The sequence below is a fragment of the Corallococcus terminator genome, from assembly GCF_049194865.1.
GTDB lineage: Bacteria > Myxococcota > Myxococcia > Myxococcales > Myxococcaceae > Myxococcus > Myxococcus terminator_A.
In genome coordinates this window covers 22,793-38,355 of sequence record NZ_JBLZWL010000052.1, presented here as the reverse complement: position 1 = coordinate 38,355, position 15,563 = coordinate 22,793, and the positions used below count along the sequence as shown (strand labels likewise).

Genomic DNA, 15,563 nt, shown 5'->3' with positions numbered 1-15,563 from the left:
GAGCGAAGGCCTCGATTAGATGAGGTCGGTGGCTGAACAGGAACCCACACGCTGAGACTCAGCTCCTGGCCTGCCAGGTCAGCCACTCCCCTGGACGCGCCAGCTCCACGTTCACCTTCCGCTTGCGCGCCGTGGCCAGCAGCAGCGCTTCCGCGCCCGGAACCTCCTGGTAGTCCGCGGAGGGCGCGATGCCGTAGTGGATGGGCACGAGGAGCCGCGCGCCCAGCACCACGGCCGCGGCGACCGCCTGCTCCGGAGTCAGCACGGCGTGCACGTCGCTCACGGGCTTGCGCCAGCCGAAGCGCGCCCCGTTGATGGGCAGGAAGGCCGCATCAAAGGGACCGAACTGACGCCCGATGTGCCACCAGGACCCGTGCCACAGCGTGTCGCCGCAGTGGATGATGCGGCGACCTCCGCCGGAGACGATCCACGACACCTGCGGATCGCCATAACCATCCGCCGCGGGAACAGCGGTGGCGGTGAAGTCATTGAGCAGAATCGGCTCGTAGAGTGGAGCGGACCGCACGCGGAAGCCCGACGCGGCGGCAGCGGCGGCCATGTCCGGAGAGCACACCAGCGTGCCGGTGTCCCCCAGCGCCTGGCGGACGGCCATCCGGTCGAAGTGGTCGGGATGTCGATGCGTCACCAGCACGTACCGTCCGCCTTCGCTCACGTCCAGCGGGACGAGCGGGTCCTTCAGCGCGGCCCCCCACACGGAGGAGTCACTCAACGGGTCCAGGAACAGCGTGTCCTGTCCGAGCCGCAGCCGCACTCCGGCCCAGGCCAGGCGCTGGGCGCGAAGCGTCGCGCTGTCGACAGGCTTCGTCGCACGTCCCGTCCCGGGGGAGGACAGCACAGCGCCCGCGGAGAGCGCGACCGCCGCGCGCAGGAAGTCCCGACGGCCCGTCCGCGAGGGCCGAGCCAGCAGGTCCCCGCGCTCGAGGTCCGAAGGTCCCCGCGTCAACGCGGAGGAGTCAGGCGTGGCGTCTCGGCTCATCGCGCCACCGAGGAGGCCACGAGATTGATGCCGAAGAGGCGCACGCCGGTCTCGGTCCGAGGCTGGTGCTGGCTCCCTGGCGGGAAGAACAGGTAGGTGCCCGGCCCCAGGCGCTGCTCCCCTTCGATGAGTTCCCCGCTCACCACGAAGACCTCCTCCCCCGTGTCGTGGACATCCACCCAGGGCCACTGACTCCCAGGAGCCATGTCCACGACCCACACCCGCACGTCACGCGTGCTTGGCAGATCCCTTCGCAGGCAGCCAGGGCCGATGACGACCGGTTCGACGTCGTCGATCCGCACGGACGACCAGGGGGATACGACGGGGGTTTGCGTCCTCGTGAAGCGCTCGGTGTGGGGCATCCGTCCGCCCTCCTTGCATGGGGTCACCCACGGTAAGGAGGCCTGAGCCATGAGTGCAGCGAAACGATTTCACGATGATGCTGAACCGCGTTCATGTGAAGCTGACCGGCATGCTCGAGCTTCGTCACTTCAAGCTGATCGCCGCGGTCGCCGACACGGGGAGCCTGGCCTCGGCGAGCCAGCAGCTCCACCTCACGTCCTCGGCGCTCAGCCACCAGCTCCGAGACGCCGAGGAGCGCCTGGGCGTGCAGCTCTTCCAGCGACGCCAGCGACGCCTCCTGTTGACCGGCTCGGGCGAGAAGCTGCTCCTCTCCGCGCGGAGGGTCCTGAGCGAGGTGGCCCAGGCGGAGGCCATCTGCCGCGCGCACCCGCAGGACGACCTGCTCCGGCTCAGCACGGGCTGCTACACGGTGTACGGCTGGCTGCCGCCCATCCTGGGGCGGTGGCAGGCCGAGCATCCGCGCGTCGAGCTGCGCATCGTCCTGGAGGCCACGCGGCAGCCGTTGGGTGCTCTGCTGAATGGCGAGCTGGACCTCGCGTTGACCACGGACGTGCCCCGGCAGGCCCGTCTGGCGCAGACCGCGCTCTTCGCGGACGAGCTCATGCTGGTGGTCCCCGAGGACCACGCGCTGGCGCGCCGAGGGCACGTCACGGCGCGAGACCTGGTGACGGAGCACCTGCTCACCTATGCCGCGCCCAGGGAGCAGCTCGACATCTTCACGCGCGTGTTCTGGCCCGCGGGCCTGGAGCCGCAGCGAGTCTCCCCCGTGCCCCTCACCGAGGCGCTGATCGAGCTGGTGCGAGGCGGTGTCGGCGTGACGGCGCTGCCCGAATGGATGATGCCGGCACAGCGCCACGGGCTGAAGACCGTCCGACTCACCCCCGGAGGAATCCGCCGCCGCTGGAGCGCCGTCACTCGCGCGTCCCGCCAGCGCCCCGCGCCGCTGACCCACTTCATCCAGCTTCTGCGCGAGCGCTTCACCCGCCAACGCAAGGCGGGGCCGCGCGCAGCCTCACGGCCAGGGGTGTAGCGCGCTCACGTCCCGAAACCCCGGATTGTTGATTAATCCTGATTTCACATGATTTGTTGCCCTCGGGCGCCCCCATTCCGGGGGCGTGGGAAGAACCGTTCCGGTACCCGAGGGGAAACGACCATGTTCAAGAGAGCAGCAGTTCTCGTGGTGGGCTGTGGCGCGCTGTTGGCCGGCTGTGGAGATGACTCGCGGGGGGAGAGCGAGGAGATCGTCTCCAACCTCGTCGAGGCCGGGTTTCCAGCCCGCGACATCCAGGTCGTCGAGGATGACGTCTATGTGGGGGGCGACGCCCACGTGAGCCTCCCGGCCTCGCGAGAGCTGCTCCAGACCGAGGGGAGCGCGGAGCAATATCGGACGACCAACCTGGTCAACACCGGCGCGGTGACGAGGATCTGCCTCAATCCCACCGCCACGTTCAACACCTACTCCCGGCTCAGCCAGGGCCTGGACCTGGCCATCGTCAACTACAACGTCCTGGGGCTCTGCTTCTCCATGGTGAGAGGCCCGAGCGCGAGCTGCAACGCGAACATCTCCCTGACGACCATGGCCGGTACCGGCGCCTCGTCGGGGTTTCCCTCGGGTGGCAGGCCCTACAACACCATCCGCGTCGGCACCGGGCTGAACACCGCCACCGTGGACGTGGTCGAGCACGTCATCACCCACGAGCTCGGTCATGCGCTGGGGCTGCGCCACTCGGACTTCTTCAACCAGGCCCACAGCTGCGGCACCGGTGGCAGCGAAGGCTCCGCTGGCGTGGGAGCCATCCTCATCCCCGGGACGCCCAGCACGTCAGCGCCGGGAGCGTCGCTCATGAACGCCTGCTATCCGCCGAGCGCGACCGGTGAGTTCACCAGCACCGACATCCTCGCGTTGAAATACCTCTACGGCTGCTGAGCGCCGACGGGAACACTGGACCCGATGGAGGTCGCGGGTCCAGACATCCCTCCCAAGACCGGGGTGCTAGATGGAATCCCATACATGGCCCCCTGCGTCCCTGACGAACGCATGAGCGTCATTCCCAGACGCAAAGTCGGCCGCCCGACAGCCACAAAGACAGTCTTCCCAGGGGACCTCTTCACAAAGACACAGGCATGAAGTCTGCTTATGGGTGGCGCGGAGCGGGCCAGCTCCGCCCTGCTCCAGTCCGCCGTTCCCATGCGTCCAACCACAAGCAAAGGAATGCCAGAAATGTCTACCTATAACGTCCAGAACCAATGGGGTGGTTCGTCTGCTCCTTGGAATCCGAGCGGCCTCTGGGTGATTGGCAGCCGCGCGAACCAGAACGTCATCGCCCTCAGCGTCACCTCCAGCGACGGCGGGCAGACGCTGACGGGGACCATGACGTATGTGGGCGAGGGGCCCATCGGCTTCCGCGGCAAGCTGTCCGGCGCCAACAACTACACGGTGGAGAACCAGTGGGGCGGCCCCACCGCGCCCTGGAACGCTGGCGGCACCTTCGTCCTCGGCTTCCGGCAGAACCAGAACGTCGTCGCCATCGACATCACCTCCAGCGATGGCGGGCAGAACCTGGCGGGGACCATGACGTATGCGGGCGAGGGGCCCATCGGCTTCAAGAGCGAGCAGACCAATGGCGGGGCCTACACCGTGGAGAACCAGTGGGGCGGCGCGTCCGCGCCCTGGAACGCCGGCGGCCTCTGGGTCTTCGGAGCCCGGAAGGGCCAGAACGTCGTCGGCGTCAGCATCAAGTCAGGCGACGGCGGCAAGACGCTCGCGGGGACCATGACCTACAACGGTGAGGGCCCCATTGGCTTCCGTGGCACCCTGTCCGGGGCGGATACGTACACGGTGGAGAACCAGTGGGGCGGCGCGTCCGCGCCCTGGCACCCCGGCGGGCTCTGGGTCATCGGCTTCCGGCAGGGGCAGAACGTCGTCACCCTCGACGTCACCTCCAGTGATGCCGGCCAGACGCTGACGGGGACCATGACCTACAACGGTGAGGGCCCCATCGGCTTCCGCGGCAAGCTGGGCTGAGCCGCACACGCGAACACCTCTCGGCTGGCCTGAGTCCCGGGCCAGCCCTGAGCGTTCCGTGAGGGCAACCTGGGCACCGTGGCCTAGACTGGGTCCCTGCTCACACCGCCTACGGACCGCTCGAACATGAAGCCCACGCCTGGAGACATCTTCGCCGTCTACACCCCTCGGCTCGACGCCTACACCGCTGTCCAGGTGACGGCCCTGAAGGTCGAAGGGAAGAACGAGCTGGCCTGCGTGCTGGCCCTGGACTGGGTGGGCCCCGCCCTGCCCGATGCCTCGGCGGTGGCGGCCATGGCGCCCGCCAACTTCAACTTCTTCTTCTGGAAGGACCACCGCGTCCACGTCTGGGTGTCCGCCGAGGTGCCTCGCGGCTACACGCGCGTGGGCCACCGGCCGCCCCTCGTCGTCGAGGACGTCAAGAGCTACAGCGGCTGGCCCTCCGGCAGCGCCACCTACAGCCAGCGGCGCTGGGAAGCCATCCCCCAGGCCGAGCGCGACCTCTTCAAGCAGATGGACGCCAACCCCGACAAGAGCGTGGCGTTCAAGCTGGGCGAAGTCGAGGTGCGCCGCTCGACGCAGCGGCTCGACACGGACCGGCTCGCGGCGGCGCCCGACCTGAAGGTGTTCGAGGCACTTCCCATCCTGACGTCCGTCAACGCCGACGCCCCCATCCCAGGCCTGTTCGACTTCATCCGCCGACGCCCCTTTGTCTATGAGTCGGACGTGGAGAACCACGGCGAGCGCCGCGTCGACCTGCGGGGCGCCAATCTGTCGCGGCTCATCCTGGAGGTGACAGGCGTCCACGAGCTCTTCCTGAACGAAGGGCTGGAGCACCTGTCCCTGGTCGGCCAGGCCAGCCCGGAGCTGAAGATCCACGCCGAGGCCGATGGACGCTGGCTGACCCTCATCACGAACAATCCGGCCATGGCCTGGTCCGGACTGGACGCCCTGGGCCACCTGAATGTGAACTCCGCCCGGGACGTGGATGCCCTTGACCTCGTGAAGCGCTTTCCCAACTTGACGGAGCTGCGCATCTGGGGCGCCCCCGGCTACCTGAGGAACACCGCCGGGCTGGCGGCGCTCCCCGCCCTGCGCACGCTGACGCTGAGTGACATGTTTGGAATCGCGCCCGACGAGTTCCCGGGCCCGGAGCAGCTTCCGAACCTGGGGAGGTTGTGGTTGACGAGCATCCCCGCCGAGCTCGCCGCCGAGGTGAAGAAGGCCTACAAGGCCGCCGCGCGCGACGGGCTGGACCTGTCCGTGCGGCAGCCGCGCAAGGCCGAATGGCTGGCGGAGAACCTGGACAATCCCTTTCGCATCTGGGACGGGGCCGACAACATCACTCCGGCCCAGGCCAAGAAGGCCGCGACGCTGTATCGACAGGCACGGGCCGCCTCGCTCAAGGCCGCGGAAGAGCAGAACAGCTCCGCCCTCGTGTCCGCGCTCACGCCCATCGTCACGACGTACACCGAGGGCTTCAACAAGCTGGATGCCCGCGGTACCTTCATCTACACCGAGGAGCGTGAGCACATCTATGTCGCGCTGATGGGCATCTTCGACGCGGTGGACGAGAAGCTCCGGTCCACCGCAGGTGCCTCCGCCGCGCTCCTGGACCGAGAGGCGCTGGTCTCCGTGATGGATTCGATTCGGGACTTCTAGAGCGCCGATCAGGAATCAGCCCGAGGAAAATCGATCGCTTACGAGCACGGTCGACGCGGGCTGTCGCCGAGTGCTCAGGTCACCTCCTCACGGAGGTGCCACTTGGACCGATGGAAGCCCACGATGGAGTGCAGTGCCCGCGAGCAGAAGCTCCTGAAGCTCGCCGGCAAGAGTCGGAAGCTCTTCGTCTTTCTGCGCGAGCACCGGCACGAGTTGTTCGACGACGCTTTTCAGGCCGAGTTGGAGTCGATGTATCGACAGACGGGCCAGGGTGAAGCCGCGCAGCCGCCTGCGCTGATGTGCATGGGCCTGTTGCTACAGGCCTACCTGCAGACTTCCGATGCGGAAGCGGTGCGTCTGTCGGCGAGCGACCGCTGCTGGCGGTTGGTTCTCGGAACGCTCGATGATGAAGAAGACGCGCCCGCGTTTTCGCAGGGCGGGCTGCAGCAGTTCCGCGAGCGCCTCATCGCGCACGAGATGGACCGTCGGCTGCTCGAGCACACCGTCGAGGTGGCGAAGCGGACGAAGGGGTTCGATTCGAAAAAGACGCCGAAGACGTTGCGAGTGGGGGTCGACAGCCGCCCTTTAGAGGGAGCCGGGCGGGTTGAGGACACCATCAACCTGCTCGGCCACGCAGGCCGCAAGGTGGCCGAGTGCATGGCGCTCGCGCTCGGCACTGACGTCGAGGAGGTGTGTCAGCAGGCCGATGCGCCGTTGCTGAGGGCCAGCAGCATCAAGGCCGGCCTCGACATCGACTGGAGTGCGCCCGACGCGAAGCTCGACGCACTCAATCGCCTGTGCCGACAACTCGACCGCCTCATGGCCTGGGTGGCGAAGCAGTCGAAGTCGTGCGTCGAGGCGCCGCTGACGCGTTACATCGAAGCGCTCGCGCAGGTGCGCGAACAGGACCTCGAGCCTCGCCCCGAAGGAGGCGTTCAGATTCGACAAGGCGTGGCAGCCGACAGGCGCATCTCCATCGAGGACGCCGACATGCGCCACGGGCGTAAGAGCAAGAGCAAGCGCTTCAATGGCTACAAGCAGCACGTCGGCATCGACCTCGACACCGAGCTCGTGGTGGCCTGCGCCGTGTCACCCGCCAACCGCCCCGAAGACGAGGCGACGGACGCACTGCAGGAAGACATGGCCCACCAGGACCTCTATCCCGACGTTCTGCTCGTCGACAGGGCATACCTCAACAGCACGATGGCCGAGGACGTGCTGGCCAGCGGCGGCGACCTCGTCTGCCGGCCGTGGCGAGGAGCCAGCGCGAAGCCGGGACTGTTCGGCAAGCGCGACTTCAAAGTGAACATCCGCGACGGTACCCTCACGTGCCCCGCGGGTGAGGTGGAGCCCTTCGAGCCCGGCGCCGTCGTGCACTTCGACCCGGAAGCCTGCGGACCGTGCAAGCTGCGCCCCAGTTGTACCCAGGCCGCATCCGGTAAGGGGCGCAGCGTCACGATGGGCGATGACGAGCGGCTCCAGCATCGCCTTCGCTCACTTCTGCAGTCGCGCGCGGGCCGCGCACAACTCCGCGAGCGGGTCGGCGTCGAGCATCGCCTGGCTCATCTCGCCAACCGCCAGGGTCCGAAGGCCCGTTACCGAGGCACGCGCCGCAACCTCTTTGACCTCAGGCGACTCTCGGTCGTCCAAAACCTTGAGGTCGCCGCGCGCTTCCAGCTCGCGGCGTGACCTAACCTGTTCGGCGCTCTAGCGCGGCCCTATTCTTCCAACGTCCGGAACACGGCGGGCAACTCCTGGTCTCCCAGGCCCGCGCCGACGGCTCGCCGGTAGTTCTCCAGCAACTCCCGAGGGAAGCGCGTGCTGATGCGCGCGTCCCCGCTCAGCCGGACGATGTGCTCGATGGCCGCGACATGGGTGTTCAGGCTGCACTGAGCCCCCGCGAAGTCGTCGCGCGCAATCATGTCCTGCGCGGCGTCAGCCGTGACGGAGATGAGCCCCAGGAAGGAGTTCTTTTGCGCGAAGAACGCCTTGGGGTCGAGTCCCTCCGCCTTGCACATCGCCGCGGCGTGGAGGACCGCCAGGGAGCCTCCGTAGTAGGCCTCCAGAATCGCGCAGTCGAGCGTCGCCGCGGAGCCAATCTTCTCGTCCACGAAGACGGAGTTCCTGGCCAGCGCCTGGAGCGTCGCCTGGTGCCGGTCGAAGACCGCGCGAGCGCCGGCGTAGAAGACCGTGGCGTAGTCGGTGGCCACGAAGGCTGGATAGGCGAGGATGGCCGCATCCAGGTAGTCCACGCCGTGGGTCCTCGCCCACTCCAATCCGCCCCGCGCGTCCGCGGGCGAGCCGCTGGTGAGCTGCACCAGCGTCGTCCCGGCGAGCGCCGACGCGACGTCCTTCGAGGCGAACAGCTCCGAACTGGCCGCGTAGTTGGACAGCGAGACGACCACCAGCTCGCGCCCCGCGACAGCCTCGCTCAGCGACTCGAACGCGAGGGTGCCACCGCCCACCGCCCTGGCCTTGCTTGACGTCCTGTTCCAGACCGCGACCTCATGACCCGCAACGGCAAAGGCTCGCGCCAGCGCCGTTCCCATCAACCCACTGCCAATCACCGCGATCTTCGTCCGACGGCTGGATGTCATCTTCAGTCTCCTGTTGCCTGGCTCAAGTGCCGTGCCCGAACTCGGGGTTTGAAGCAGACACCATAGCCCCGGGATGAATGCTCACCCACATCAGCGTGTGCTTCTCCCGCCCCGGTGGCGTCCGCAGCGCCTGCATGGGCTGCCAGTCGCGCGTCTCCGCTTCTCGCGCCCAGACGGGCACTCCATCCGGCCCCAGCGGTGAGTCTCCCCAGCGGTAGAGCCACCCCTCCCGCAGCTCCTCCCCGCCTCCGCGCACCTGCGCCCGCACGTCGGAGCTCCACGCCACCAGCACGAGCAGCACACGGGCCAGGCTCGACAGCCATCGGCCGGGCCCTCGATGCGAGACATGAAACACCGATGACGAGCGCTGCGAGACATGAGACCGGGCCATGGAGACACCGATGCTCATGCGTCGACGACACCTCTGCAAACGGGTCTACACCACCCCGCCCGCCTGCTCCTCACACGTATCACCGTCTCAATTTCTGAAACACGCATCCACTCCGTGTGACGACGCGATGCAGTGTCGACGGAGTCGATAATCAGCAATCCCAGACTATCGCGCACCGACCCCCGCTCCGGCCCGCCCTGGTACTCCCAGGTCCTCCACGTCCCCTCGTCCAGGCACCAGACGCACCGTGCGCCCGCGATGGCTGCTTCCCCTGTTGTTGCTGGTGGCCCCAGGCTCCGCCCCTGCTCGACACGTCTCAAGCAGGTCATCCGCCGGGGTGAAGCCCATCTGTCACGGTGTCCCGCTCAGGCCGGGGGCCGCATCCTCGGGTCCGCGCTCGCGCGAGTGTGAAGCCCCGGCTTGCGGGAGCGCACCGGGGTGGACGCCACGGGCTCGTCGAGGGCGCGGAGCTCGGCGGCGTGACGACGGCCCCAGTCGCAGAGCGAGGCCACAATCGCGCGAAGACTGAGCCCGAGCGCGGTGGCCGTGTAGACGACGCGCGGCGGCACCTCGGCGAACACCTCGCGGCTCACGAGTCCGTGCGTCTCCATCTCCCGGAGCTGCTGCACCAGGACCTTCTGGCTCACGCCCGGAATCACACGCCGCAACTCCGAGAGCCGCTTGGGGCCCTCGAAGAGGAAGTACAGGACGAAGATCTTCCAGCGTCCGCCGATCACCTTCAGCGCGCGCTCCGCCGGCACCAGCGGGAGTTCCTTCATGATCGGCATGGTTACCTCCAGGTGACTAGGAAACGAAGACATCCGTATGGGGGGAACAAGTCTGTAGTCGCGACCAGGGAGCGTAGGGACAATTCGTGCCAGAAATCACGCGATGCCCGAAAGGAATTCCCATGTCCGTTGGCACGAAGCCCTCCCCAGCCCCCATTGCCCTCATCACCGGAGCAAGCCGAGGCCTTGGCCGGAGCACGGCGCTGGCCCTCGCTGACCGAGGGGTGGACGTCATCGTCACCTGGCGCACGGGTCGCGACGAGGCGAACGCCGTCGTCACGGCCATCCGGGCCAAGGGACGCAATGCCGTCGCCCTTCAGCTCGACGTCGGCAAGGCAGGCACCTTCGAGGCGTTCGCCGCCGAGGTCCGCGAGGCGCTGAAGCAGACCTGGGCGCGCGAGCGCTTCGACTACCTGGTCAACAACGCGGGCATCGGCGGCTACTCGCCCTTCATCGAGACGTCCGAGGCCACCTTCGACGAGCTGGTCGCCGTGCACTTCAAGGGGACGTTCTTCCTGACGCAGAAGCTCCTGCCGCTGCTGGTCGACGGCGGGCGCATCATCAACATGTCGACGGGGCTCGCGCGCTACGTGTACCCGGGCTTCTCGACCTACGCCGCGGTCAAGGGCGCCGTCGAGGTGCTCACCCGGGCGCTCGCCGTCGAACTCGGCCCGCGCCGCATCACGGTGAACGTCGTGGCGCCGGGAGGAATCGCCACGGACTTCGGAGGCGGCGCCATGCACGACCCCTCGCTCCAAAAGGTCGTCGCGGCGGAGACGCCCCTCGGGCGCGTCGGCCAACCCGACGACGTCGCGGGCGTCATCGCCACGCTGCTCTCCCCCGAGACGGGCTGGGTCACCGGCCAGCGCATCGAAATCACCGGCGGCTATCGGCTCTGAGCGGCGGACCGCGTGTCGTCGACGACAACACACGGAACCACAGGGCGCCCTCAAGTTGAAGGGTGAGTCATGATTCACTGAGTCCTGCGCCGGGCCATCCGCGGGCCGCCCCAAGGAGACCTGGCGTTTGCTTCCAGTGGACGTGGAGGCGCGACACCGCCTTGAATCAGCGGATGACGCGGAGATTCGGGGAGCGGCTGGTGCTGGAGGGCGTGCTGACGCCGGAGCTGTTGTCCCGGGCGCTCGCCCATCAGCAGGAGACCGGGCAGAAGCTGGGTGAGTGCCTGGTGCGGCTGGGCGTGGACGAGACGCCCATCCTGCGCATGTTGGCGCGGGAGCTCCAGACGCGCTTCGTCTCCACGGAGAAGCTGGCCCAGGCGACGGTGGGCCCCGCCCTGCTGGAGCAAGTGCCGGTGCGGCTGGCGGAGGGCTTCGACTTCATGCCGCTGCGGCTGACGCAGGGGGTGCTCAGCGTGGCCATCGCGGAGCCCCAGCGTCAGCGCGCGCTGGACGAGATTGCTCGCACGGTGGGCGTCACGCAGGTGCTGCCCTTTGTCGCGATTCGCAGGTCCATCCGCGCGGCCATCCGCAAGCACTACTACGCGGTGGCCGACGCCTTCGAGCACCCACCGGAAGACGACGCCTGTCCCCACTGTGGCGCGCCGACGCTCCCCAACGACTTCCAGTGCCCGCGCTGCGAGCTGCTGCTGGTGCGCCACGTCGAGGACCTGCCTCCCCGCGACAACGTGTCCCTGGTGCGCGCCCTGCTGACCCAACCCGAGCGCAATGGCACCTCCGGGACACCCCGGGCCCCCCAGTCGGAGGCCACCCGCGCCTCGCCGTTCGAGGCCACCACGGGGGGAGCCAACGCACGGCCCTTCATCGTGGGAGGGCTGAACATCGCGAACCTGAGGCTCAGCCCGTTCGAGGCGTATGTGCTGTCGCTGGTGGATGGACACACGTCCGTGGCGGACCTGTCGCTCATCACCCAGCTCGCGGAGGTGGAGCTGCGCGCGCTCTTCGCGTCCCTGGAAGAGCGGGGCGTCACGAAGCTCTACGAGATACCTCCCCCCACGGCGCGAGCCACTCCTACCCGGGAAGGCACTTCGGAAGCAGCGGCGGCGCCACCTCGGCCGGTGACTCGGGCGCCAGTCCCTCGCGCGGAGGATGCGAACGAGGACCTGCTCCAGCGCGTCATCCGGATGGAGCAGGAAGGCCGGTGGGCGGAGGCCGTCGAGCTGTTGGAGCGGGGTATCGGAATGCTGCCCTCCCCCGCGCCGCTCTACAACCGGCTGGGGATGATCATCGTGAACCACCACCGCGACTACCAGCGCGCGACGGCGCTGTTCCAGAAGGCGGCGGACCTGGAGCCGGAGAACAACCTCTACACGATGAACCTCTACTCGGTGATGTGCCTCCTGGCGGATGCCACCAACGCGGGACAGAAGAAGGCGCGGCACTGAGCCGGGCTCCACCTCCGAGCTAGGTGTAATATTGACACGAAGCCAGAGTCTTGCGACACTGGCTCCGTCATGGATACCGCCTTCGTCGCCTTCATCCCGCTTTCGAACTGGCTGCGTGGATTCGACCGCTACCGCATGCGGTACTCGAAGACGTCCATCGCCGAGTCCACCTTCCCCGACGCGTTCTACATGCTGCGGGAAGACGAGCCCTGGACCCCTGGGCTCGACAAGGCACGGCGACTGGTGGCGAAGCTCGGTCGCGCGAAGGACCGCGTCGTCGCGTTGCGCGCACGGCTGCCCACCTCGGGTGCGCAGGCGATGCGCCCCAACAACACCACGGGCACCGGTATCGGCTGGCGCTGGCCATCACCGGACGTGCCGCTGAGCGGTGTCGCCTGGGTCGACGACGCTGGCACGCTGCGGCCCACCCTCCACGAGGAGGTCACCGCCCAGGCCTTCCTGCTCCAGGACTCGGGCCTGGCTCCCTGGGAGCACTGTCGGCCTCGCACCTTCTCGGTGCTGCCCGTGGCGAAGGCCTGTCAGGCGAAGTGCGCGTTCTGCTTCTCGAAGGCCAGCGCCTCCGACCTCGCGCGGCAGCGGAGTGTCTCGCTCGAGGAGCAACTGCACTGGGCGGACCTCGCGCGCTCACGCGGGGCGGAGCGCGCCGTCATCACCGGAGGTGGCGAGCCCACCCTGCTGCCTCCGAGCCAGCTGCGCGCGCTGGTCCGGGGCCTCGCCGAGCGCTTCGCCAAGACGCTGTTGATCACCAACGGCGCGCGCCTCGACGCCGAGCAGCTGCACGCCTTGCGGGACGCGGGCCTCGCCACACTGGCCGTCAGTCGTCACGGCGTCACCCGGGATGACGACGCGCGCATCATGGGCCTGTCCGTCGACTCCGGTGCGCTCGCGCGGGACTTTGGCCTTCGCAGCCGGGCCATCTGCGTGCTTCAGCGCGGCGGAGTCGATGACGTGGCCAAGGTCCACGCCTACCTGGAGCGCAGCGCGCGCGAAGGGTTCCACGAGGTCTGCTTCAAGGAACTCTACGTCTCCAGCCTCTCCGAGAACGCCTGGGCGCCTGGCGCCGTGAATCGGTACTGCGAGGCGAATCAGGTGCCGCTCCAGGTGGTGCTCCGCGCGATGGAGGCAGGGGGCTTCACGAAGGTCACCGAGTTGCCGTGGGGCAGCCCCGTGTTCGAGGGAGAGGTCGCCGGTCGCGCGCTGCGCGTCGCGGCCTACACCGAGCCCTCCGTCGGCTGGGAGCGAACGCACCGGCTGGTGCGCTCGTGGAACCTCATGAGCGATGGAACCTGCCTGGCCTCGCTGGAAGACCCGGCCTCGGAGCTGCGCCGATGAGGCATGACGCCTTCCTGGCGCTGCGTGATGCGTGGCGCGTCAAGCGCCCCGAGCTCGTCGACCTGGCGGAGCTCAACGTCTATCGCAGCCTCGCGCCGACGTTCGCCGCCATCGAGCCCTCGGCGCATCCCGAAGCACCGTATCGGTGTCACGTCGCCGAGCGATTCCTCGCGCACCTCGGGCTGGAGGCTCAGCTCAAGTCCCGGACGCAGGTCAGTCACGGCGTGCGTCGCTCCTTGCGCGCGTTGTTCGGCTGGCTGGCCTCACGCAACGCCCGCGTCGGAGTCCCCGACGACGTGTATCCGGTGTACCTCCAGCTCGCCGAGGAAGCAGGGGTCGACGTCGTTCGATTCCCGGCGCGCGAGGGGCTGCCCGCACTCGACGCACTCGACGCGCTCCTCCTCTGCGAGCCGCTCAAGCCCTGGGGACACGCGCCGCGAAGCGAAGAAGCCGAGCGCGTGGAGCGCTGGGTTCGCGCCGAGCCCGACAGACGGGTGCTGCTCATCGACTCCGCCTACGCGACACCTCCCACGGCGTGGACGCAGCGGCTCATCCACGAGGACCTCGCGTTCGTCCTCGCCTCGCTCTCGAAGGGCTGGCTCATCCCCGACCACGTGGGGCTGTGCATCACCCCTTCGCGCTGGCGCCAGGACGCACGCGCCGTCTTCGCGCCGCTGCCGAAAGACGAACGGAAGCTGCGCATCGGCTACGCGGCCCTCACGGAGCACGCGGCGCGACCTCGACAGGTCAGCGAACTCCTGGCCGAGCGCGCACGCGCCCTGGATGCGTTCACCGCCAGTCGGCCCGAGCTCCGTGTCTCACCATGCGTCGGATACCTCGCCACCTCGCGGTGCTCCTTCGATGAACTCCTGGACCGAGGTGTACTCGGAGTGCCAGCCTCGGTCTTCGGCGGTCCCTCACAGGTGAGCATTCTTTCGAGCCTGTCGGCGACCGCTACCTATTAGAGGGCCCTCCACGAGACGCCTGTCCGACCCATCAAATGTGTCGGATATGTATCAGCGACATCTCGAAGAAATGATTGGAATACATTCAAACCAGGCGTGCTATCCTGCTTCGCCATGCGAATCTCACTCCGCCTTTCTTCCTTCGTCCTCGCGTCTTCCCTCCTTGCCGGCTGTCTCGGTCCCGAGACGGACACGGACACTGAAATTCTCCAGGCCTCCGAGCAGGAGGTCACTGACCCCAACTTCCGCGTCTACAACATCGTCGAGTCGGTACGCCCGGCTGGTAACTACGACGGCGTCGCTGGCAACGAGTGCATCGCGCTCTTGAACCCCGAGCACCGGCTCCGCAAGGTCATCCTCGTGACGCCCGCGGCCGCCAATGGCTCCTGCGCGCTCAGCGCCTACACCGCGGGGACCGCCCTGAGCTTCACGTGGGGTGCCACTTCCGTCTATCAGGGCTCGGCGGGCATCGCCGCCATCCGCGCCGCGCTCTCCGACACGGACGGCGCCGTGCACCGCCTCACCGGAACCCTCACCTCCGAGGCCGCGACGCTGGCCGACATCCAGGCCCTGCTCGCGAAGACCGACGCCCAGCAGGCCGCCCAGCTCGGCCCCATCGCCAACACCCGCGTCCACTCCCTCTATGACTTCGAGGGCCAGGAAGAGGTCTACGCCGAGGCCGCCTACCAGTGGGTCCGCGTCACCCAGCCCTGCGAGAACCCCGGCACGCCCACGCTGTCGGCCAAGTTCCACAACGGCTTCGTCTACGGCTACTACGCCACCAACACCGGCAGCTGCCACAGCGGCTGGTTCACCCGGAACCGCACCTACAACCGCAACTGGCGGCAGGTGGCCCAGTACGACTACTCGGAGTGACGCACCGCGCAGGGCGCAGCTAAGGTGCTGAAATGAGAAGGCCCTGCCTACCCGGCAGGGCCTTTTTTCGTGGGCGCTGGTGCCGGGACACGGCCGGAATCTTACAGCCTCATAAAAATACCAAGAATCGAGGAAGTGCCTCGCAACTCATTCATGGAACTCCCGAGAATTGTCGCAGGAGCCA

General features: G+C 68.0%; 15 protein-coding genes. 10 read left to right on the top strand and 5 right to left on the bottom strand.

The genetic code is table 11. The annotated features are described in order from the left end of the window. Window positions 1-58 precede the first annotated feature (58 nt). Together ACN469_RS17695 and ACN469_RS17690 are read right to left on the bottom strand one after the other, a co-directional pair. Window positions 59-997: an MBL fold metallo-hydrolase gene (locus ACN469_RS17695; protein WP_498769412.1), complete on the bottom strand. Its 939-nt coding sequence runs from the start codon at window positions 995-997 to the stop codon at window positions 59-61. Further along, window positions 994-1,359, bottom strand: a complete 366-nt coding sequence (locus tag ACN469_RS17690) for a cupin domain-containing protein (RefSeq protein ID WP_498769410.1) — start codon at window positions 1,357-1,359, stop codon at window positions 994-996. The genes ACN469_RS17695 and ACN469_RS17690 overlap by 4 nt, the downstream gene beginning before the upstream one ends. Window positions 1,360-1,412: 53 nt before the next feature. Between ACN469_RS17690 and ACN469_RS17685 the strand changes: the two genes are divergently transcribed. The 5 genes from ACN469_RS17685 (at window position 1,413) to ACN469_RS17665 (ending at window position 7,736) form a co-directional block, all read left to right on the top strand. Further along, window positions 1,413-2,390 carry a LysR substrate-binding domain-containing protein gene (locus ACN469_RS17685; RefSeq protein WP_498769409.1) on the top strand — a complete coding sequence of 326 codons (978 nt, stop codon included), beginning with the start codon at window positions 1,413-1,415 and terminating at the stop codon, window positions 2,388-2,390. Window positions 2,391-2,513: 123 nt separating this feature from the next. Next, window positions 2,514-3,287, top strand: coding sequence for a zinc-dependent metalloprotease (locus ACN469_RS17680; protein ID WP_498769408.1), 774 nt, complete (start codon window positions 2,514-2,516; stop codon window positions 3,285-3,287). Between the two features lie 294 nt (window positions 3,288-3,581). After that, on the top strand, window positions 3,582-4,385 hold the full coding sequence (locus ACN469_RS17675; protein WP_498769406.1) for a lectin OAA family protein: 804 nt from the start codon (window positions 3,582-3,584) through the stop codon (window positions 4,383-4,385). 126 nt (window positions 4,386-4,511) lie between these two features. Next, on the top strand, window positions 4,512-6,047 hold the full coding sequence (locus tag ACN469_RS17670; RefSeq protein WP_498769405.1) for a gliding motility protein: 1,536 nt from the start codon (window positions 4,512-4,514) through the stop codon (window positions 6,045-6,047). A 102-nt stretch (window positions 6,048-6,149) separates the two neighbouring features. Then, the gene (locus ACN469_RS17665) at window positions 6,150-7,736 is read left to right on the top strand and encodes an IS1182 family transposase (RefSeq protein WP_498765577.1); all 1,587 of its coding nucleotides are present in this window, start codon (window positions 6,150-6,152) and stop codon (window positions 7,734-7,736) included. A 29-nt stretch (window positions 7,737-7,765) separates the two neighbouring features. Here ACN469_RS17665 and ACN469_RS17660 read toward each other — a convergent pair whose 3' ends face one another. The 3 genes from ACN469_RS17660 to ACN469_RS17650 all read right to left on the bottom strand — a co-directional run bounded on the left by ACN469_RS17660 (window position 7,766) and on the right by ACN469_RS17650 (window position 9,823). Further along, on the bottom strand, window positions 7,766-8,644 hold the full coding sequence (locus ACN469_RS17660) for an NAD(P)-dependent oxidoreductase (RefSeq protein WP_498769403.1): 879 nt from the start codon (window positions 8,642-8,644) through the stop codon (window positions 7,766-7,768). A 22-nt stretch (window positions 8,645-8,666) separates the two neighbouring features. Beyond that, on the bottom strand, window positions 8,667-9,053 hold the full coding sequence (locus tag ACN469_RS17655; RefSeq protein ID WP_498769401.1) for a hypothetical protein: 387 nt from the start codon (window positions 9,051-9,053) through the stop codon (window positions 8,667-8,669). Between the two features lie 347 nt (window positions 9,054-9,400). Then, window positions 9,401-9,823 (bottom strand): winged helix-turn-helix transcriptional regulator, encoded by a 423-nt coding sequence (locus ACN469_RS17650; protein WP_498769400.1) that lies wholly within the window; start codon window positions 9,821-9,823, stop codon window positions 9,401-9,403. Between the two features lie 122 nt (window positions 9,824-9,945). Here ACN469_RS17650 and ACN469_RS17645 point away from each other — a divergent pair, with 122 nt between their 5' ends. From ACN469_RS17645 to ACN469_RS17625, 5 genes are all read left to right on the top strand, one after another. Then, on the top strand, window positions 9,946-10,722 hold the full coding sequence (locus ACN469_RS17645; RefSeq protein ID WP_498769398.1) for an SDR family NAD(P)-dependent oxidoreductase: 777 nt from the start codon (window positions 9,946-9,948) through the stop codon (window positions 10,720-10,722). Window positions 10,723-10,895: 173 nt separating this feature from the next. Continuing rightward, a complete protein-coding gene (locus ACN469_RS17640) occupies window positions 10,896-12,185 on the top strand; it encodes a GspE/PulE/PilB domain-containing protein (RefSeq protein ID WP_498769396.1) in 1,290 nt (429 codons plus the stop codon). A gap of 69 nt (window positions 12,186-12,254) precedes the next feature. Further along, complete coding sequence (locus ACN469_RS17635) at window positions 12,255-13,538, top strand: radical SAM protein (protein WP_498769394.1); 1,284 nt, start codon at window positions 12,255-12,257, stop codon at window positions 13,536-13,538. Beyond that, a complete protein-coding gene (locus tag ACN469_RS17630; RefSeq protein WP_498769393.1) occupies window positions 13,535-14,503 on the top strand; it encodes an aminotransferase class I/II-fold pyridoxal phosphate-dependent enzyme in 969 nt (322 codons plus the stop codon). The genes ACN469_RS17635 and ACN469_RS17630 overlap by 4 nt, the downstream gene beginning before the upstream one ends. Before the next feature lie 114 nt (window positions 14,504-14,617). Then, window positions 14,618-15,379 carry a hypothetical protein gene (locus ACN469_RS17625; protein WP_498769391.1) on the top strand — a complete coding sequence of 254 codons (762 nt, stop codon included), beginning with the start codon at window positions 14,618-14,620 and terminating at the stop codon, window positions 15,377-15,379. Window positions 15,380-15,563: the final 184 nt, after the last annotated feature.